The 18,937-nt window shown below is 69.8% G+C and carries 12 protein-coding genes; 5 read left to right on the top strand and 7 right to left on the bottom strand.

All coding sequences use genetic code 11. The features are described 5' to 3' along the window. Window positions 1–49: 49 nt before the first annotated feature. The 5 genes from FKO37_RS22700 to FKO37_RS22680 form a co-directional block, all read right to left on the bottom strand. Window positions 50–2,368 carry a polysaccharide lyase 8 family protein gene (locus tag FKO37_RS22700; RefSeq protein ID WP_238605701.1) on the bottom strand — a complete coding sequence of 773 codons (2,319 nt, stop codon included), beginning with the start codon at window positions 2,366–2,368 and terminating at the stop codon, window positions 50–52. Between the two features lie 78 nt (window positions 2,369–2,446). Beyond that, entirely contained in the window at window positions 2,447–3,901 is a 1,455-nt protein-coding gene (locus FKO37_RS22695; protein WP_238605700.1) for an aldehyde dehydrogenase (NADP(+)), read from the bottom strand. A gap of 359 nt (window positions 3,902–4,260) precedes the next feature. After that, entirely contained in the window at window positions 4,261–5,409 is a 1,149-nt protein-coding gene (locus FKO37_RS22690) for a hypothetical protein (RefSeq protein WP_238605699.1), read from the bottom strand. A 4-nt stretch (window positions 5,410–5,413) separates the two neighbouring features. Next, a complete protein-coding gene (locus FKO37_RS22685; protein WP_238605698.1) occupies window positions 5,414–6,670 on the bottom strand; it encodes a glucarate dehydratase family protein in 1,257 nt (418 codons plus the stop codon). Further along, on the bottom strand, window positions 6,670–7,602 hold the full coding sequence (locus FKO37_RS22680) for a 5-dehydro-4-deoxyglucarate dehydratase (protein ID WP_238605697.1): 933 nt from the start codon (window positions 7,600–7,602) through the stop codon (window positions 6,670–6,672). Before FKO37_RS22680 ends, FKO37_RS22685 begins: the two co-directional genes overlap by 1 nt. 129 nt (window positions 7,603–7,731) lie before the next feature. Between FKO37_RS22680 and FKO37_RS22675 the strand changes: the two genes are divergently transcribed. The 5 genes from FKO37_RS22675 to FKO37_RS22655 all read left to right on the top strand — a co-directional run bounded on the left by FKO37_RS22675 (window position 7,732) and on the right by FKO37_RS22655 (window position 14,060). Further along, on the top strand, window positions 7,732–8,529 hold the full coding sequence (locus FKO37_RS22675; RefSeq protein ID WP_037815491.1) for an IclR family transcriptional regulator: 798 nt from the start codon (window positions 7,732–7,734) through the stop codon (window positions 8,527–8,529). A 48-nt stretch (window positions 8,530–8,577) separates the two neighbouring features. After that, window positions 8,578–9,402 carry an NAD(P)-dependent oxidoreductase gene (locus FKO37_RS22670; protein ID WP_238605696.1) on the top strand — a complete coding sequence of 275 codons (825 nt, stop codon included), beginning with the start codon at window positions 8,578–8,580 and terminating at the stop codon, window positions 9,400–9,402. A 41-nt stretch (window positions 9,403–9,443) separates the two neighbouring features. Then, window positions 9,444–10,325, top strand: coding sequence for an AraC family transcriptional regulator (locus FKO37_RS22665; RefSeq protein ID WP_238605695.1), 882 nt, complete (start codon window positions 9,444–9,446; stop codon window positions 10,323–10,325). A 92-nt stretch (window positions 10,326–10,417) separates the two neighbouring features. Beyond that, window positions 10,418–12,343: a maleylacetate reductase and hydroxyquinol 1,2-dioxygenase domain-containing protein gene (locus tag FKO37_RS22660; protein ID WP_238605694.1), complete on the top strand. Its 1,926-nt coding sequence runs from the start codon at window positions 10,418–10,420 to the stop codon at window positions 12,341–12,343. Next, a complete protein-coding gene (locus FKO37_RS22655) occupies window positions 12,330–14,060 on the top strand; it encodes an FAD-dependent monooxygenase (RefSeq protein WP_238605693.1) in 1,731 nt (576 codons plus the stop codon). Before FKO37_RS22660 ends, FKO37_RS22655 begins: the two co-directional genes overlap by 14 nt. Before the next feature lies 1 nt (window position 14,061). Here FKO37_RS22655 and FKO37_RS22650 read toward each other — a convergent pair whose 3' ends face one another. Together FKO37_RS22650 and FKO37_RS22645 are read right to left on the bottom strand one after the other, a co-directional pair. Next, window positions 14,062–16,350 carry a Tat pathway signal sequence domain protein gene (locus FKO37_RS22650; RefSeq protein ID WP_238605692.1) on the bottom strand — a complete coding sequence of 763 codons (2,289 nt, stop codon included), beginning with the start codon at window positions 16,348–16,350 and terminating at the stop codon, window positions 14,062–14,064. A gap of 21 nt (window positions 16,351–16,371) precedes the next feature. Further along, on the bottom strand, window positions 16,372–18,666 hold the full coding sequence (locus FKO37_RS22645) for a hypothetical protein (RefSeq protein ID WP_238605691.1): 2,295 nt from the start codon (window positions 18,664–18,666) through the stop codon (window positions 16,372–16,374). Between the last annotated feature and the right edge of the window lie 271 nt (window positions 18,667–18,937).

The following is an 18,937-nucleotide window of genomic DNA, read 5'->3' as shown; positions in this document are numbered from 1 at the left end:
CCCCGCCGGGCCAGGCCGGGAACCACCGGCCCGGCGGGGAAAACCGGGTTCACCGCAAGGAAACCACCTTGGTGGCGCCGAAGGTGTCCTTGAGCGGAACTTCCACCGTGCGCCGCCGCACCGTCACGCGGACGCTGTCCTGCAGCTGCGTCGGGTCGGAAACAGCGATGCTGTTCCGGCCGAGCGCTACCGAAGCCGGTCCTGAAACGGATACTTCGTCTACCGTACCCGCACTGTAGAAGTTTGCGAGCAGTGTGTTATCCCACAGCCGCAAAGCCTGGACAGCGGGCGTATTGGCCCGCACGCGCCACGCGAGCACCGACGCGACCGTCCCCACCACCGACGCGCCCGGCAGAACCGCGTACGCGTACTTCGCGTCCACCGGCTTCGCACCGTGCTCGATCACCAGCTTCTGGTACCGCCGCGTGTTCGGTGTCGTGGTGCCCTTCGTGTTGGCACCGGTGTCGACGTCGCGCCACGCGCCGGTCCGGTCTTCGCGCAGGGCGGTGACCTCGGCGTTGTCGAGCAGGACGTACCCGCCGACCTGGTCGAGGTGCAGCCAGCGCGGCCGGTGCAGCGTGCTCGAATCGCCGACCGCGCGCGCGTCGGCCAGCAGCGTGCCGCGTCCGTTTTCGCCGAGGTTGCGGTTTTCGATCGTCGTCCGGACCGCCTGCCCGGACGTGTCGGTGATTCCCGCGCCGAGGCAGACGACGCCCGCCGGAGTGAAGAACCACGACTTCTTCGCGGTCAGCGAACCGTCTTCGGAGACGAAATCCATCGCGTACGCGCCGTGCCGGGCGTCCCAGCGCACGCCGCCGACGTGCGCTTTCGTCGTCAACGGCGTCGCTGCCAGCGGCCCCGGCGGCCCGGCCTTCGCCGTCGTGCCAGGCAGCAGGGCAGGATCGACAGTCGGCCAATAGGCGTCCGAATAGTGGCCTTTCGCGTGGGGAAGGAACAGATACAGCACCCCGTCGCCGACATGCCAGCCGTGCAGGTTCATCCCGTTGATCGACTCGTAGCGCGAGATCCGCGTGGAGCCGACGCCGAGCGACGCGGACCAGCCCTCGGTCACGTGCACCATCCGGTCCTGCTGCCCGAAGATCCGGTGCGTCGCGACGATCGGCGCGGGCCGCACGCGTCCGGCGAGCATCTCCTGGGCGAACTCGATGCCCGGCGTCGCGACGAGGTCCGGGCCGGGCGCGAACCGTTCGGGATCGGGGATTTCCAGGAACGGCGCGTACGCGCCTTCCTTGATCCATTTGGCGGCGAGCCCGGACAGTTCGGACTGCACGGGGCCGGTCGCCGACCGGGCGAGGACCAAAGTCGCGACGGTCAGCTGGTGTCCGATGTCGTGCGCGGTTTCGCCCTGCCGCGACAGCATCCGCCCGCGCACCGGCTCCATCAGCGCGCCCGCGTACACGAACGGCGCGAACGTGTCGCCGACCAGCGCGTACACCTTCTGCTTCAGCTCGTCCGGCAGCGCGTACTCGGTGCCTTCGGTGACGTGGATCGTCCCGGCGAGCGCAGTCAGCAGGACGATGCCGTAGTGCCCGGGGTACGGGATGGTGTCGTGCTGGATGAACGAGCCGTCGGCGTGGAAACCGTCGCCCGCCGCGCGGTCCAGCTTCGCCAGGACGCTGGCCGCTCCCCCGCCGGCGACGTCGGTGATCGCGTCGATGCCGGTGCGGATCCACGCGGTGTCGCCGGTCAGCGCGCCGGAAACGATGGAGATGAGCGCCTTGTCCGCCCGGTTCGCGCCGGTTTCGACGATCTTCGGGTTGTTCGCGCGCAGATTCGGGTTCCCGACGAACCGCTTGACCGGGCTGACATACCGCGCCAGCTCGTCGGCGGTCAGCTGGTCGGCGACCGTGACGAGGGTGTGCAGCAGGTAGTACGGCACGCCGATCTCGTAGGTGTACCAGTTGCCGATCTCGCCGACCTGCGGGTTGTACTGGCTGGCGTAGATCAGCTCCAGCGCCTTCTTGATCCCGTCGAGCACCTTCGGATCGCCGGACAGCGTGCTGCCCGGCGTCCCCCAGTCGACGGCGATCGCGCGCAGCCGGGCGTACATCGACGTCGTGTAGTCGCTGCCGGGACCGAGCGGCAGGTCCGTCCACAGTGGACCGTTTCCGGACACCGACATGCTGTCGTAGTACGACTTCGCGACCCGGCCGAGGTTTTTCAGCGCGGCCGTGCGTTCCGGCGACGGGCGGTTGATGCCCGTCTGCAGCTCGCGGTAGCCGGCCACGATCTTCTTCAGCGGATCCGCGGCAGGTGCGGCGAAGGCCGGGCGCGCGGTGGCGACGAGCGCGGCCGACGCGGCGGCGATGGCACCGCCACGCAGTGCGGTTCTGCGGTTCACGGGCATGACGGTGCCTCCCAGTGGGGTTGGTTGTGCGGGGCGATCCCGGCCGGAACCGGGACCGCCGCGCACGAGGGGGTCTGCTCAGCGCGCTCCGTCGACACGGCGCGGCAGCTGCCACGGGTTCGCTTCCTGAAGGGCTTCCGGCAGCAGCGCGTCCGGGAAGCTCTGCCAGGCCACCGGGCGCAGGAAGCGTTCGATCGCGGCGGTGCCGACCGACGTCGTGGTCGGCGCGGTCGTCGCCGGGTACGGGCCGCCGTGCTGCTGGGCCCAGCTGACCGTGACGCCGGTCGGCCAGTCGTTCCACAGCAGCCGTCCGGCCAGGCGGGTCAGGGACGGCAGCAGCGGACGCACGAAATCGGCGTCGCCGTCCTCGCCCTGGACCGTCGCGGTGAGGCCGGGTTCGAGGCTGTCGAGGACCTCGATCAGTTCGGCCTGGTCGGAGTAGGTGACGATCAGCGACGCCGGGCCGAAGTGCTCCTCGCGGACCGCCTCGCCGCCCGCGAGGAACTCCTTCGCCGTGGTGGCCAGCAGCGACGGGGTGAACGCGTCGCCGTCCTGCGCGCCTTCCACGACCGATTCGACGCCGGACACCGCACGCAGGTCCGCCAGCTTCTGCGCGAACCCGGCCGCGATGCGGTCGTTCAGCATTTCCTGCTGAGCCACCGCGCTGACCGCCTCGCGGAGAGAGTCGTCCAATCCGTGGCCCTCGGGCAGGAAGAGCAGGCCCGGCTTGGTGCAGAACTGGCCCGCGCCGAGGCTGAACGACCCGGCGTAGCCCTTCGCCACCGCTTCGCCGCGCGCGGCGACCGCACCCGGCGTGACGACGACCGGGTTGACGCTGCCCAGCTCGCCGTAGAACGGAATCGGCGTCGGCCGCGAGACCGCGATGTCGAACAGCGCGCGCCCGCCCGGCACGGAACCAGTGAACGCGGCGGCGGAAATCCGCGGGTCCCTGAGCGCCGTGACGCCCTGTTCGACCCCGTGGATCACCGCGAACGCACCCTCCGGCGCACCGGCTGCGGTCAACGCCTGGGCGACGATCTCGCCGGTCCGCGTCGAGAGTTCTTCGTGGCCCGGATGCGCTTTGAGCACCACCGGACACCCCGCGGCCAGCGCCGAAGCGGTGTCGCCGCCCGCGACGCTGAACGCGAACGGGAAGTTGCTCGCGGCGAACACCAGCACCGGACCGATCGGCACAAGCACCCGGCGCAGGTCCGGCCGGGCGCCCATCGGCCAGGCCGGGTCGGCGTGGTCGACGGTCGCGCCCAGGAATTCGCCGTCCCGCAGCACTTCGCCGAACAGCCGCAGCTGGAACGTGGTGCGCGCGAGCTCGCCCTTCAACCGCGGCGCGGCCGGCAAGCGGGTTTCCTGGTGCGCCAGCGGAATCAGCTCTTCGGCGGCAGCGTCGAGCGCGTCCGCGGCGGCGGCCAGCCACTTGGCCCGGTCAGCCGGGGTGCTCTCGGCGAACGGCCGGGCGGCTGCGGCCGCGGCGGCCAGCACGCTTTCCAGTTCCGGGGCGGAAGTTTCGCGGCTCAATGGATCTCCTCGTCAAACAGGTTCAGGACGTCAGGCGCGCTGCAGCTCGATCAGCCGGGACGCGATCGCTGAACCGCCAGGCTTCGGCGGCCAACACGGGTTCCCGCGCCGGGGCGGACGCTTTGCGGTTCAACGGACCTCCTCGTCAAACAGGTTCAGGACGTCAGGCGCGCTGCGGCTCGATCAGCCGGGACGCGATCGCTGAACCGCCGAGCTTCAGCGGCCAACACGGGTTCCCGCGCCGGGCCGGAGGCTTCGCGGCTCAACGGACCTCCTCATCAAACAAATTCAGGACGTCGGGTGCAGCCAGCACGTCTTCCAACGCCGAGGCGACGCAACGCATCTCATCAAACAAACCGTCACGACACCGAGTGCGCAGCACCAGTAGCGGCATGCAGATCCGGCCACCGCGCCGGACCGGCGAGACCCAAGTGGTACAGGTGCAATTCCGCAGCTCCCGCCTTAGCCAGTTCGCCCACATACGCCGCGATGTCCGGCACCGCGCTAGCCGCGACCGCCGTGATGTAGCTGCCGATCGCGACTCGGTCCGGCAGCGCTCGCCGTGCGGCCGCGACCGCGTCGACGCTCGCTTGACCCGGTGCCCAGTTCTGCAGCACGACCGTCTCGGCGTCGTCGGCGGCCGTCGGGGTCAGGCCGGGCAGTGCGCCGGTGACCCACGGGTCGAGCGCGCCGTGCAGCACGATCCGCGTACCCGGCTCCAGCACCGCCAAGACCGCAGCGCGCAACGCGTCGGTCGCCTGCTGCCGACCGGAAAGCAGCTTTTCCTTCAACTCACCCGGAAGTCTATCCTCGACCACCGACAAATCCGCCGTAGCGATCAGCCGCTGCACCTCGGCCCGCAGAGTCTCGCGGACGTCGGACGGGTCGAGGCCGGTCCAGCCCTCCGCACAAGCATCGCAGCAGCAGATCGACAACAGCCGCGCGGTAGCCGGAGCCCACACGCCGTCGGTCTTTTCGTGCTGATGCTGGTGCACGCCGCCGAGCGGACCACACGCCTCCAGCAGCACCGACGAAAGCTTCAGTCCCGCAACGGATTCCGCAGTCAGCGTCGCGGCGTACTCGCGTACCGCCGGCTGCGCGGGGCACAGCGCCCACGGGTACGTCTCGCCGAAGCAGTTGCGCACGGCGTACTGCGGAAACTCAGTGCCCAGTTGCGAGTTGTGCGTGAGCACGATCCACGCGGCAGCCGGGATTCCGGCGTCATTGAGCCGCCGGACCGCGTCGCCGCCGCTGTCCTCCGACGAGACCCAGTCCGGCGCGGCGGGGACGAGATCCCGGCCCGCCCAGGCTTCCGCGCGCACCGGGCGGTAGAGCGCGGCGGTGCGCGCGACCACCGAGGTGCGCTCGGTCGACCACGGCGTCGCGGCGCGCGCGCTGTGGTAGGCCAGGGCCACCGCGACCTCGTCCACGCCGAGGTCCTGCACCCGCTCGGCGAACGCGGTGTCGCCGAGCACGTCCCACGGATACGCGTATCCGGTCACCTTCACCGGGTCACCACCTCGCCGTGTTCGGCTCGAAACCGGGCGTGTACTTGCGCATGTACGTCACATCGTCCCGTTTGGTCAGTCCACATCGGACATAGTCCTCGTGCGCCCTGGCGAGCGCGTCCTGGTCCAGCGTGGTCCCGAGCCCGGGCCGGTCCGGCACCGCGACCGCTCCGTCGACGAAATTCAGCACGCCCGGTTCGATCACGTCGGCGGTCTTCCACGGCCAGTGCGTGTCGCAGGCGTACGTCAGGTGCGGGGTCGCGGCCGCGACGTGCACCATCGCGGCGAGGCTGATCCCGAGATGGCTGTTGGAGTGCATGGACAGCCCGACGCCGAAGCTCTCGCAAGCCACCGACAGCGCCTGGGTGTCGCGCATGCCGCCCCAGAAGTGGTGGTCGGACAGCAGGACGCCGATCGCGCGCGCCCGGAACGCGGGCTCCAGGTCGCCGAAGTTCACCACGCACATGTTGGTGGCCAACGGCATGCTCGCCTCGCGCGCAACACGTGCCATGCCTTCGATGCCCGGCGTCGGGTCTTCGAGGTACTCCAGCACGCCGTCGAGTTCGGCGGCCACGCGGATGCTCGTTTCGGGCGTCCACGCCGCGTTCGGGTCGATGCGCAGCGGATGCCCGGGGAACGCTTCGGCGAGCGCGCGAATGCCCTCGATCTCTTGCTCCGGAGCGAAAACCCCGCCCTTGAGCTTGACCGAGCGGAACCCGTACTCGTCGACCATCCGCTTCGCCGAGCCGACCAGCGCTTCCGGCGTCAGGATGTCGCCCCAGCTGTCCTCGTCCGCATCGATGTGCGCGCCGTACTTGTAGAACAGGTACGCGGAGAAGTCGACAGCGTCGCGAGCCTTGCCGCCGAGCAGGTCGGCGACCGGACGGCCGAGGAACTGGCCCTGCGCGTCCAGGCAGGCGACCTCGAACAGCGAGTACACGCTGGCGATCGTCTTGCGGATGGAGAACCCGCCGATCAGGCCGTGCTCGTCGGTCAGCACGGTTCCGGCCAGCTCGCGCGCGATGATCCGCTTGAGGCCCGGCAGGTCGAAAATGTCGTGTCCGGCCAGTTCCGGCAGCACCTTGCGCACCTCGCCGAGGAACGCCGCGTCGCCGTAAGACTCGCCGAGGCCGACCACGCCGTCGTCGCACACCACCTGGACCACGCTGCGCAACGCGAACGGCTCGTGCACGCCCATCACGTTGAGCAGCGGTGCGTCCGCGAAGGCGACCGGGGTCAGCACTACGTCCCGGATCTTCATCAGAGGCCTTTCAGCACGGCGAAACCGTTCTCGACGACCTTGCCCAGCCGGTCGATCTGCTCCGGCGTCGGCTCGATCAACGGCGGCCGGACGGTGCCGACCTTGTCGCCGCGCAGCCGGGCGGCGGCCTTGACCAGCGACACCGCGAAGCCGGGCGTCTCGTCGCGCAACGCCACCAGCGGCAGGTAGAACCCGGCGAGCAGCGCGTCCATCGTCGCGTCGTCGTTCTCCGCGAGCGCGCGGTGGAACCGGTGCGCGATTTCCGGCGCGAAGCAGTGCACCGCCGAGGAGTAGCGCGCGACGCCTGCCGCCGCGTACGCCTTCGCGGACACCTCAGCGGTCGGCAGACCGTTGAAGAACAAGAAGTCCGCGGACCGCTGCGTGCCGAGCGCACGGATCGTGGTGACGATCCGGGTCATCGTTTCGACGTCGCCGTAGCCGTCCTTGATCCCGACCACCGACGGGATGTCCAGCAGCTTCGCCGCGGCCGGCGCGGTGAAGACGCCGGTGCTGCGGTGGTAGACGATCACCGGGACCGACGTGTCGCCGACCGCGTAGCGCACGTAGTCGACCAGCCCGTCCTGCGGCCCGGTGACCAGGTACGGCGGGAGCAGCAACACCCCGTCGGCGTTGCCCGCCTGCGCCGCCGCGACGCCCGCGCGCGCACCGGCCGCACCACCGCCCGCGCCGACCCACACCGGTACCCGCCCGTTCGCGACCTCGCGCGCCTTGGCCAGCAGCGCGGCGACCTCGTCGACCGACAGCGAGCTGAACTCCCCGGTGCCGCACGCGACGAACAGCGCGCCCGCACCGGCGGCGATGTGGCTCTCCACGTTCTCCGCGAACCCGTCGAGATTGATCTCGAGGTCTTCGGTGAAGGGGGTCAGCGGGAACGCCAGCAAGCCGTCCAGCTCGATTTCGGTCTGTGCCATCAGTTTCTGCTCCAATGTTCACATTCTTGAATGGAGTCTGTTATCGTGACTATGTTCACCCACAAGAACGCTGTTCGGGACGCTAATATGGCCGGACTCACAAGTCAACGGCCCGGTTGGAGGACGCGCATGGCGCAGAAGACGGACCCCGCCACCGCTCCCGCGGAGTCCGCGGGCGTGAAGTCGGCGCGGCGCGCCATCGACCTGATCGAGACGTTCGCCGCGAACGACGTGTGGCTGTCGCTGTCGGATCTCCATGCGCGCACCGGGTTCCCCCGCTCCAGTCTGCACGGTCTGCTGCGCACCCTGCTGGACGCGGGCTGGCTGGAGGCCGACGCGAACTCCGCGCGCTACCGGCTCGGCGTGCGCGCGCTGATCTGCGGCACCGCGTACCTCGACCGCGACGCGATCGTCCCCTACGCCACCGAAGCTTTGGAGCGCATCCGCGAGAAGACCGGCTTCACCGCGCATTTCGCGCGCCGCAACGGCACCGAGGTCGTCTACCTGGAGACGCGCGAGTCGCAGCACTCCACGCACCTCATCTCGCGCGTCGGCCGCACGCTGCCCACGCACGCGACCGCGCTGGGCAAGGCCCTGCTCGCCGAGCTGACCCACGAAGAGGTCGAGGCGCTCATGCCCGACGAGCTGGTCGCGCTCACCCCGAACACCATCACCACGCTCGACGCGCTGCACGCCGACCTCGCGCGCACCCGGGAACGCGGGTACGCCGCCGAGATCGAAGAAGGCACCCTCGGCGTGCGCTGCGTGGCCGCGGTGATCCCGTACCGCATCCCCGGCACCGACGCGATGAGCTGCTCGATGCCGCTGGGCAAGGTCACCGACGCCGACGTCGAACGCGTCGGCGAACTGCTGGCCGAAACCACCGCCGAGCTCGGCCAGCAGCTGCGCCGCGCCGGAATCCGCTGACCGCCGCCACCGTGTCGCCCGTCCGCGGGCTTTCGTGAGAGGAACTCCATGCCAGACCAGCGTGTGCTGATCACCGGATCGGCCGGCGTCGTCGGCACCCTGATGCGGCCGCGGCTGCGCCGGGAAGGCCGGGTGCTGCGCCTGCTCGACCTCGCCGAGCAGCCCGCCGCCGAGGACGGCGAAGCGGTCGAGATCGTGACCGGCTCGGTCACCGACCCCGAGGCGATGGCCGCCGCCTGCGCGGGCGCGGACGCGGTGATCCACCTGGGCGGGCTCAGCCGCGAGGCCTCGTGGGACGCCACCCTCGACGTCAACATCAACGGCACGCACACCGTCCTCGAAGCCGCCCGGGAAGCCGGGATCCGCCGGGTCGTGCTCGCGTCGAGCAACCACGCCGTCGGCTTCCGCCGGAACGCCGACGCGGGCGAGCACGGGCTGCCCGCCGACTCCAGCACCCGGCCGGACACTTATTACGGCGTGAGCAAAGCCGCCATCGAAGCGCTGGGCAGCCTGTACGCGTCGCGCTTCGACATGGACGTGATCGTCATCCGCATCGGCTCGTGCTTCGAGACCCCGCTGCCGCTCGGCATCCGCGGGCTGACCAGCTGGTTGTCGCCGGACGACGGGGCCCGGCTGTTCGAGGCCTGCCTGAGCGCGCCGTCGCCGGGCTACCGGATGATCTGGGGCGTCTCGGACAACACCCGCCGCGTCTACTCGCTCGCCGAGGCCGAGGCGCTGGGCTACAAGTCGCACGACAACGCCGAGGTCTACGCCGAGCAGCTGGCGGACAAGCCCGCGCCGACCGGGGCCGCCGCCGAGTACGTCGGCGGGCCGTTCTGCACCGCGCCGCTGGGCGTGTTCAACCCGCTCTGAGAGGTACCCTCGCCCACGGGACCCTCGAGGAGGAGGACGCCGTGGGCGAGCTCGGGCCTGCCGACACGAACGGCATCCTTTCCCTGCCGTGGATCCGCCCGGAACGCACCAGCGCGGGTCTCGGCTGGGACCGGATCTACCTGTCCAAACAGCGCGAACGGCCGTATCGCGCGGAGTTCGGGCCCGCGCGCACGCACCAGCTGATCCTGCACCTCGCCGGTCCGGTCACGGTCCGCCGCGGCGTCGGGACGCCCGGCGAGCGCAGCAGGCGGATCCCGGCGGGCGGGCTCTTTCTCCAGCCGTCGCACCAGGAACTGTCGGTGGAACTCGGCGGCGAGCTCGACACGCTGCACGTCTACCTGCCGGATTCGGCGGTGCAGGAGGCCGCCGGATCGGACGCTCCGATCCAGCTGGCCGACGAGCTCGGCAGCGTGGATCCCCTGCTCGAACAGCTCGTTCTCGCGCTCGACCAGGTCGTGCGCGAGTGGGAACCCGGCGCCCGCGCGTACGCGGATCAGCTCAGCACCCTCGTCGCCGCGCAGCTCGCCCGCCAGCACCGGGCCGGCCGGAGCGCGGCCGCGGCGGCGAGGCCGGTCGAGGCGCTGACCGACCGGCAGTTCGCCCAGGTGCGCGAGCTGATGGACGAACGCCTCGCCGAACCCCTCGGCCTCGACGAACTCGCCGCGGCAGCCGGGTTGAGCGTCAGCCGGTTCGCCCGGCGGTTCAAGGCGCGCACCGGGCTGCCGCCGCACCGGTACCTGCTGCGACTGCGCGTAGAGCAGGCCGGATTGCTGCTGCGGACCGGCACCGAACCGATCGCGGACATCGCCGTGCGCTGCGGTTTCTCCCACCAGGAACACCTCACGCGAGTCCTGCGCGCCCAGCTGGGCACCACGCCCGCCGCGCTTCGCCGGGACGGCTGACGCGCGTTTCGTGCAGTCCGCTCAGCACGTCTGTGCAGGCGCGGTCTCTCCTCCGCCCGGATACTCGACGTACCCGCGTGGAAGGACCGTCGATGTTCACCTACACCGCCAACCCGGCCCGGGTCGTGTTCGGCAGCGGCACGCTCGCCGTCGTTCCCGACGAGGTGCAGCGGCTCGAGGCAGGCCGGGTGCTGCTGGTGGCCGGGAAGTCCGCCGCCGAGGCAGCCGACCGGACGGCCGAGGCGCTCGGCCCGCGGCTCGCCGCCCGCTTCGGCGAGCCCGCCATGCACACCCCGGTCGAGGTCACCGAACGCGCGCTCGCGCTGGTCACCGAGCACTCCGTGGACTGCGTCGTCGCGATCGGCGGCGGATCCGCGACCGGGCTGGCCAAAGCGCTCGCGCTGCGCACCGACATTCCGCAGGTCATCGTGCCGACTACGTACGCCGGTTCGGAGATGACGCCGGTGGTCGGCCAGACCGAGAACGGCCGCAAGACCACCCAGTCGTCGCCGAAGGTGCTGCCCGAGGTGGTCGTCTACGACGTCGACCTCACTCTCGGCCTGCCGGTGCCGACCTCGCTGACCAGCGGCGTCAACGCGATGGCGCACGCGGTCGAGGCGCTCTACTCGGCGCAGGCGAACCCGATCGTCGACCAGTTCGCTTTGGAGGCGATCCGGTTGCTCGCCTCCGCGCTGCCGCGGATCGCCGCCGATCCGTCCGATGTGGACGCTCGGACAGACGCGCTGCGGGCCGCGTGGCTGGCCGGCTCCTGCCTCGGTTCGGTCGGGATGGGCTTGCACCACAAGCTGTGCCACACCCTCGGCGGCAGCTTCGGGCTGCCGCACGCGGAAACGCACACGATCGTCCTTCCGCACGCTATGGCGTACAACGCGCCGAACGCTCCAGAGGCGATGCGGCGGATCGCCGAAGCGCTCGGTGCGCCGGACGCGCCGACCGCAGTGTTCGATCTGATCGCCAGCCTGCCGGTACCGCATTCGCTGGCCGAAATCGGTCTTGCCGAAGGCGATCTCGCCAAGGCCGCCGAACTGGCCACCGCCGCGCCGTATCCTAATCCGCGCGAACTCACCCGCGACGGCATCGAGGATCTGTTGCGGCGTGCGTGGTCCGGCACCCGGCCGACCCCCGCGGAAGGCACGCCGCCGGATCTGCGCGGGCTGACGCAGGAGGTCGTGGACAGTTTCGCCAACACGCCGGACCCTCGGTTGCGCGAACTGCTGTCCGAGCTGGTCCGCACGCTGCATTCGTACGTCGTGCGCACCGATCTCACTCAGGAAGAGTGGGAGTACGCGATCGGCTTCCTCACCCGCACCGGGCAGATCAGCTCGGACACGCGGCAGGAGTTCATCCTGCTGTCGGACACCCTCGGCGTTTCGAGCGTGGTCGACGTGCTCACGAACTCGCGCACGCCGGACACCACGCCGTCAGCCGTGCTGGGCCCGTTCTACGTCGAAGGCCCGCCGGAAACCGAGCAGGGCGCGGATCTCGCCGAAGGGCTTCCGGGAACTCCACTGTGGACGGACGTCCAGGTGACCGAACCGGACGGGACTCCGGTGCCGGACGCGGTCGTGGACGTCTGGCAGTCCAATGAGGACGGTTTCTACGACGTCCAGCTCCCCGACCTGGACGGCCCGGTGCTGCGCGCCCGGTTCCGCACCGACGCCGAAGGCAGGCTGCGGTTCTGGACGATCGTGCCGTCGGCGTACCCGATCCCGGACGACGGCCCGGTCGGCGGCATGCTGTCGGCGACCGAACGGCATCCCTACCGCGCGCCGCACGTGCACTTCATGATCGCCAAACCGGGCTACCGCACGCTGGTGACCCAGCTGTTCGTCCGCGGCGGCGACTACCTCGATTCGGACACCGTGTTCGGCGTGAAGGACGGCCTGATCGTCGACTTCGCCGAGCAGACCGGCCCCGCGCCGGACGGGCGCGAACCCTGGCGCCGCCTCGATTTCACCTTCCGCATCTCCCCGGGAACCCACCATGACCAGCTATGACACCGATGTCCTCGTGGTCGGCAGCGGCCCGGCAGGCGGTTCCGCCGCGCTGCTGCTCGCGACCTACGGCGTGCGCACCGTGCTCGCGACCAAGTACGGCTGGATGGCGCACACGCCCCGCGCGCACATCACCAACCAGCGGACCATGGAAGTCCTCCGCGACCTCGGCATCGAAGACCAGGCGCTCGCGCAAGGCACTCCCCCGGAGCTGATGGGCGACACCGTGCTGTGCACGTCGCTCGTCGGCGAGGAAATCGGCCGGATCGCGAGCTGGGGCACCGCCGATCGCTCGGCCGCCGAGTACGCGGCGGCGAGCCCGTGCCACATGATCGACCTGCCGCAGACCTACCTGGAACCGATCCTGGCCGCGAACGCCGCCGCTCGCGGGGCGAAACTGCGCCTGGACACGGAATTCCTCGACTTCACCCAAGACGCCGACGGGGTGACCGCGCGGCTGCGAGACCGGGTCCGCGGCGACGAGTTCACCCTCCGCGCCCGCTACCTGATCGGCGCGGACGGCGCCCGCAGCCGCGTCGCCGAGCAGGCCGGGCTGCCGATCGACGGCCAGTCCGGCAAGGCCGGCAGCATGAACATCACCTTCACCGCCGATCTTTCCGAGCACGTCGCGCACCGGCCGAGCGTGCTGTACTGGGTGATGCGGCCCGGCGCGCACCTGGGCGGCATCGGGATGGGTCTGGTGCGGATGGTCCGGCCGTGGAACGAATGGCTGCTGACCTGGGGTTACGACATCGCCCAGCCGCCGCCCGACGTGACCGCCGAGGAAGCGGCCCGGATCGTCCGCGACCTCGTCGGGGATCCCGGCCTGCCGGTGGAGATCACCTCGACTTCACTGTGGACGGTCAACCACAGCTACGCCACGCAGTACTCGTCCGGCCGCGTTTTCTGCGCGGGCGACGCGGTGCACCGGCATCCGCCGTCGAACGGGCTCGGGTCCAACACCTCGGTGCAGGACGCGTACAACCTGGCGTGGAAACTCGCGATGGTCGTCCGCGGCGAGGCGGGCGAAGGACTTCTCGACAGCTACAGCGCCGAGCGCGCCCCGGTCGGCAAGCAGATCGTGGACCGGGCGAACCTCAGCCGCGACCAGTTCGGGCCGATCTTCGCCGCGCTCGGCATCGACGGCGACTCCGATGCGGACGCCATCACCGCCGGTCTCGCCGCCTGCACCGCCCCGACCGAGGACGGAGCGTTGCGGCGCAAGCAACTGCAGGCGGCGATCGAGCTGAAGAACTACGAGTTCAACGCGCACGGCGTGGAAATGGACCAGCGGTACGTCTCGGCCGCGGTGCTCCCGGACGGCGTCGAGCCCGCTGCGGACCGGGATCCCGAGCTGTACCACCGTCCGACGACCACGCCGGGCGCGAAACTGCCGCACGTCTGGCTCGTCGGCCCGGACGGCCGCCGAGTGTCCACACTGGACCTCGTCGGTCATGGCCGGTGGACTGTCCTCACCGGACTCACCGGCGGCGCCTGGCGGGACGCCGCCGCGAAAGCCGGCGCGGACCTCGGGCTGGACCTCCGGGTGGTGACCATCGGTTCGCCCGAGGCCCGCGATTCCTACGGCGACTGGGCGCGGATCAGCGAGATCGAGGAAGACGGCTGTCTCCTGATCCGGCCGGACGGCTGCGTCGCCTGGCGGCACGCGGCCGCCGGAACCGGCCTGCCGGAAGCACTTCGCAAGCTCCTGGACCGTTAACTCACGGCATCCCCCACGGATCGCTCGCCCCGCCTGGCGCGACCGGCCGGACCGTGAAGTCCGGCCGGTCGCCGCGGCGGCAGACATACGCGTCCTGACCGCGTCCGAGATCGACCTGCACGTCTCCGTTCGCCAGCCGCCGCCAGCGCCGCGGACGGCCGTGCGCGTCCGTCACCGTCAACTCGCCGTCGATGCCCGGGCGCAGGACACACGGCGCACCGGCTTCGCTGTGCACCTTCAGCCAGCGCGTTTTCCCGCCGGAACGGGAAGCGCTGAGCAGGAACGCGCCCTCGGTCCGGAAGTCGCGCAGCGCGATGTCGCCCCACGCCTCCGGCACCGCCGGGAACAGCCGGATGACGCCGCCCCAGCTCTGCACCAGCATGTCCTGCATGGATTTCGCCGCGGACAACGGCGTTTCGATGACCGGACCGGATTCCTTGTACATCGTGTTCGGCTGGATATACCGCTTTTGCAGTTCGCCGAGGTAGTACGCGGCCTTCTCGCCGCGCAGCATCTGCGCGGAAATCGACGCGGCCCCGGTGAACGTGTAACCCTGCAACGCACCCTCGAAGCCGACCCAGTGGTTGAGCGAAGTTTCGATGATCTTGCGGTGCTCCGGCTGTTCCCACGTGATCTCGTAAAGCGGATAGATCTGCAGCAAATGCGAGTAATGCCGATGCGATTTCGCGAACGGGACGCCCGCGCCGATCATGTAGCCGTTCTCGTCGGCCGGGTAATCGGTGAGCGTGGCGAGCACCTGCTGCCACTTCCCCGTCAGCGGGTCGGCGATACGCAACTCGCGGGCGGTGTCCAGCAGCGTCTTGCAACCCCAGCGGATCAGGGCGAGGTCGTAATTGGTGTCCGGCGCGTTCACGCCGTACTCCGGGGAGAAGGTCGCCGGGAGATGCAGCCGCCCGTCCGCGCCGGAGGCGAGGAAGTGCAGGTAGTAGTTGATCGCCTTGCGCAGCAACGGGAACAGCGTGTCTCGCAGCAGCTGACGGTCCATCGTGTGCCGGTAGGACAGCCAGACGTTGTGCAGCGCCCAGGTGAGGTTGCCGACCTCGGGCGTCGGAGTGTCCTGGCCGGGGATGCCGACCGGGTAGCCGCTGGTGGAATCGGCGAGACCGTTGAGCAGCGTCATGTCGGTGGTGCGCGGGATGCCCGCGGAATCGGCCTGATACGGCTTCGCGACCTGGCTGGTGAGCCGGTCGCGGTACTTGCCGAGCGCGTAGCTGACCGCGTCGAGTTCGAGGTGATTGGAACCCTGGATCAGCCAGTATTCCAGCTGCACGTTGAGGTTCCACCACGTCGCGGGCCACGGCGTGTTTTCCAGCCACGGCCCGGAAGTCGCCATCACCGGCGCTTCCCGGCGCGCGGCCGACGCGACTTTGTACAGCTGGATCCAGTAGAAACTCTGCAGCCGAGTGTCCGGAACGGACAGGAAGCTGCGCCGGTAGTAGTCGTGCCACCAGCGGCGGTGGTCCCAGGTCAGCACGTCCAGCGTGCTCGCGCGCCGCACCGTGTGCAACGCGCGGACCGCCGAGGTCTTCTCCGGATGCGACCACGCGACCGACGTGTACAGCGTCCGCGCACTGCCCCGGGTGACCTCGCGCCAGGCTGTCACGTGCTCGCCGCCCGCCAGCAGCGGCTGGACCGCGAGGTGCGCGTCGCCGGCCTGCTGCAACTGGACCGGGGGATTCTCCACGTATCCGTCCGGCGGCGGTTTCTTCCATACCGGGTCAGCGCGTGGGCTGATCGCCTTCGCCGGATGGAAGACCCACTGGAAACCGCGTTCTCCCTCGGACGGCCGTACCTCCACCGCGAGCAACGACTGTCCGGTGTGGACGATCGCACGCAGCTCCAGGCTGCCCGCCGCGGTGGTGATCGTGCCGGTCAGTTCGGCGTTCCACAGGTCGAGCCGCCAGTCGAGCCCGGTGATCGCGCCGACCGGTTCGAGCGTGAAGTACCCGATCGGCAGCCGCGCCAGGCCGAACAGCGACCCGAACTGCGGCCGGTGATCCTGCACCTGGCTGTGCTGGACGTTGAAGCGGACCGCGTTGCGCCCGGGTTCGGCGTAGATGCCGGAACCGAGGAAACCGTTGCCCAGGAACGGCCCCTCGTACCAGGTCTTCGGCATCCGCCGCCAGCGCAGGTCCGCAGTCGCCAGGAAATCCGCCCAGTCGACGCCGTCGCGGCCCAGCTCCGCCGCGCTGGCTTGCGGCAGCCCGACCGCTCCGGCGGCGATCCCGGCGAGCGCTCCGCCGAGCACTGTCCGGCGCGAGATGTCCATGTCCGCCAGCCTCCTCGTTTTCTAGTCAGGCAAACCCCAGGCCGGAACAGCACCCAGCGAAGGAACGTCACGCGGCCCGAAGTCCGGACGGGCACCACGCGGGGTGACAGTGACCGTGCTCCCGCGCCGCAACTCCACCGTGATCCGCCGTGCCCCAATCGACCGCCACGGCAACCGCCGACCCCATTGGTCACGCACGTCGATCTCGCCGTCGATGCCGTGATCAAGCACCAACGGCGCACCAGCTTCGCTGTGCACCCGCACGAACTCCGTCGCACCGCGCCGCCGCGACGCGTCCACCAGGAACGCGCCCTCGGTACGCAGCCCGGCGATCGACGCGTCCGGCCACTTCGCCGACACCGACGGGAACGCCTTCACCACTCCCCCGGACCCTTGCAGCAGCATGTCCACAACGGACTGCGCGGCAGTGATCGGGCTTTCGATGGCGAAGTTCGAGCCCTCGCGGTACATCGTGTTCGCGGTCAGCTCAGTGTCCGCGACGATGTTCCGATCGAGGAAGAACTTCAAGTACCGCAACGCTTCCTCGGGCTGGTCCATCACCGAGTTCATCGACGACGCGGCCGCGTAACTGTAGCCGTGCCACGCCGACTGATCCGCCGCCCAATGCCGGAAAGTGCGGGTCATGATGTCCCGATCGGCCGGGCGCTCCCAGTTCTTCTCCCGCAACGGGTACAGCCACAGCAAATGCGAGAAGTGCCGATGCGAAGCAGCGAGCCGGACCCCGTCGCCGATCAGCACGCCGTCGGCCGGATCCTCATGGTACGGAACGAGTTTCGCCGCGATCTCCCGCCACATCGGCACGCGCGGCTCGTTCAATCGCAGGATCCGCGCGGAGTCGACCAACGTCGTCGCGGCCCAGCGGATCAACGACAGGTCATACGTGCAATCGGCCGCGTCGGCGTACTCCGGCGACCGGGTGAGCGGCAGGTGCAGGAGGCCGTCCGGTCCGGTGAAGAGGAAGTGCCGGTAGAAGTTGAGCGCCTTCGCGAGCGTCGGGTAGAGCACGTCGCGCAGCACCGACTGGTCGAGGTGATGGCGGTACGCGAGCCAAACATTGTGCAAGCCCCACAACAGGTTCCCGGTCTGGTCCGTTTTGGACGTAGTCCCCGGCACGCCGACCGTCCGCACGCCGCCGGGCCGCAGCCGCCAGTCCCCCGGATGCGAAAGCGCGTAAGTGTCGCCGTCCCGATAGGCGGACGGAACCGACACCTCCAGGTTCGCATGATCGCGGCGGAACGTTTCGGTGACCGCGTCCAGCTCCGGATGGTTGGTACTGTTCACGATCGGATACGTGACCTGGACGTTCAGGTTCCACCAGACCGCCGTCCAGCTGTTGCCGACCTCGGGGAACCACGGCCCCCATTCGGCGGTGACCGGCCCGTCCTCGCGGGTCGCCGAGGCGATTTTGTAAAGCTGGATCCAGTAGAACCGCTGGACCTGCTTGTCCGGCACGGACACGAAACTGCGCTCGTGGAAGCCGTTCCACCAGCGACGATGCCAGGCGACCAGCAGATCCGGATTCATCGCGAGCGTCCGCCCGACCAACGACACCGCGTCCCGGGTATGCGTAGACCGCGGGAAAGAATAAGCGACCGCTGCCGCGAACAACCGCTTCGTGCCGACCCGCTTCTCCCGCCACGCCGTCGTATACCCACCACCGGCGATCAGCGGCTGCGCACAGTATCCATTGGCCTGCTCCGGCTCAGGATTCGCGGTGTACTCCGGCGGCTTGCGCACCGTCCGCGTCGTCGCCGACACGAGCGGCGCGAACCCCCACGTCGCCCCGGATTCACCCGCACTGGGCTCGAGCGAGACGAGCAAGACGCCAAGATCGTTGTGCACCACCGCGGAAAACGCGACCTGCCCGCGCGTCGTAGTGATGGTGCCGCCGAGCTCCGCGTTGTAAAGGTCGAGCGTCCAGTCGACCCCAGTGATCGCTCCGGCGAAGGCAAGCGTGACCGCCCCGATCGGCAACCGCGACAGCCCGATCCCCGCTTCCCACTGAACGCGCTGGTCCTGGACCTGGGTGTGGCTGAGCATGAACTTCAGCACCTGCGGCGTCTGCCCGGCGTAGACCTGCACCCCGAGATAACCGTTGGCGAGAAACGGCGCTTCCTGCCAGTTCTTCGGCAACCGCTGCCAGCGCATCCGCGCATCCACCGCAACATCCCGATGCGGATTGCGCGGCGCCGCCACCGCCGGCGGCGCACCCTGCGCCCACAGCCCGCCGAACGCCGCCGCTCCCGCAGCGACCGACACCGATCGAAGCACCGTCCGCCGCGACACCCCGACCATGTCACCCTCCGGATTCATATTACGTTTCGCTCCCGCAGGAGCGGGGTCAGCGGAATATATCCAGACAGAGCAACCGAAAGCCAGAGTTGTTCACCCGGAAAGCCGCACAGACATCCGATGACTGGGATCCGGCGGGTGTGCGTTCAGATACGTGAAGCGCGTGAGGGCCACCCTCATTGACTCTGATTCCCTCAGGGTTCCCCCCACGACCTTCCGCACGCGGCGAGGGGCCCTTCACGGACCGCCCCGCTCACCAACCGCAGCCGACGCA

Origin of the sequence: Amycolatopsis sp. Poz14 (assembly GCF_006704225.1) — a bacterium.
Taxonomy (GTDB): Bacteria; Actinomycetota; Actinomycetes; order Mycobacteriales; family Pseudonocardiaceae; genus Amycolatopsis; species Amycolatopsis nivea.
This window is presented reverse-complemented; position numbering and strand designations above follow the sequence as displayed.

Bases quoted from the DNA above. Each gene is read 5' to 3' on its own strand.
- FKO37_RS22680 (WP_238605697.1), bottom strand. From the start codon at position 7,602: ATGGCACAGACCGAAATCGAGCTGGACGGCTTGCTGGCGTTCCCGCTG.
- FKO37_RS22660 (WP_238605694.1), top strand. From the start codon at position 10,418: ATGTTCACCTACACCGCCAACCCGGCCCGGGTCGTGTTCGGCAGCGGC.
- FKO37_RS22650 (WP_238605692.1), bottom strand. From the start codon at position 16,350: ATGGACATCTCGCGCCGGACAGTGCTCGGCGGAGCGCTCGCCGGGATC.
- FKO37_RS22670 (WP_238605696.1), top strand. From the start codon at position 8,578: ATGCCAGACCAGCGTGTGCTGATCACCGGATCGGCCGGCGTCGTCGGC.
- FKO37_RS22700 (WP_238605701.1), bottom strand. From the start codon at position 2,368: ATGCCCGTGAACCGCAGAACCGCACTGCGTGGCGGTGCCATCGCCGCC.
- FKO37_RS22645 (WP_238605691.1), bottom strand. From the start codon at position 18,666: ATGGTCGGGGTGTCGCGGCGGACGGTGCTTCGATCGGTGTCGGTCGCT.
- FKO37_RS22655 (WP_238605693.1), top strand. From the start codon at position 12,330: ATGACCAGCTATGACACCGATGTCCTCGTGGTCGGCAGCGGCCCGGCA.
- FKO37_RS22685 (WP_238605698.1), bottom strand. From the start codon at position 6,670: ATGAAGATCCGGGACGTAGTGCTGACCCCGGTCGCCTTCGCGGACGCA.
- FKO37_RS22675 (WP_037815491.1), top strand. From the start codon at position 7,732: ATGGCGCAGAAGACGGACCCCGCCACCGCTCCCGCGGAGTCCGCGGGC.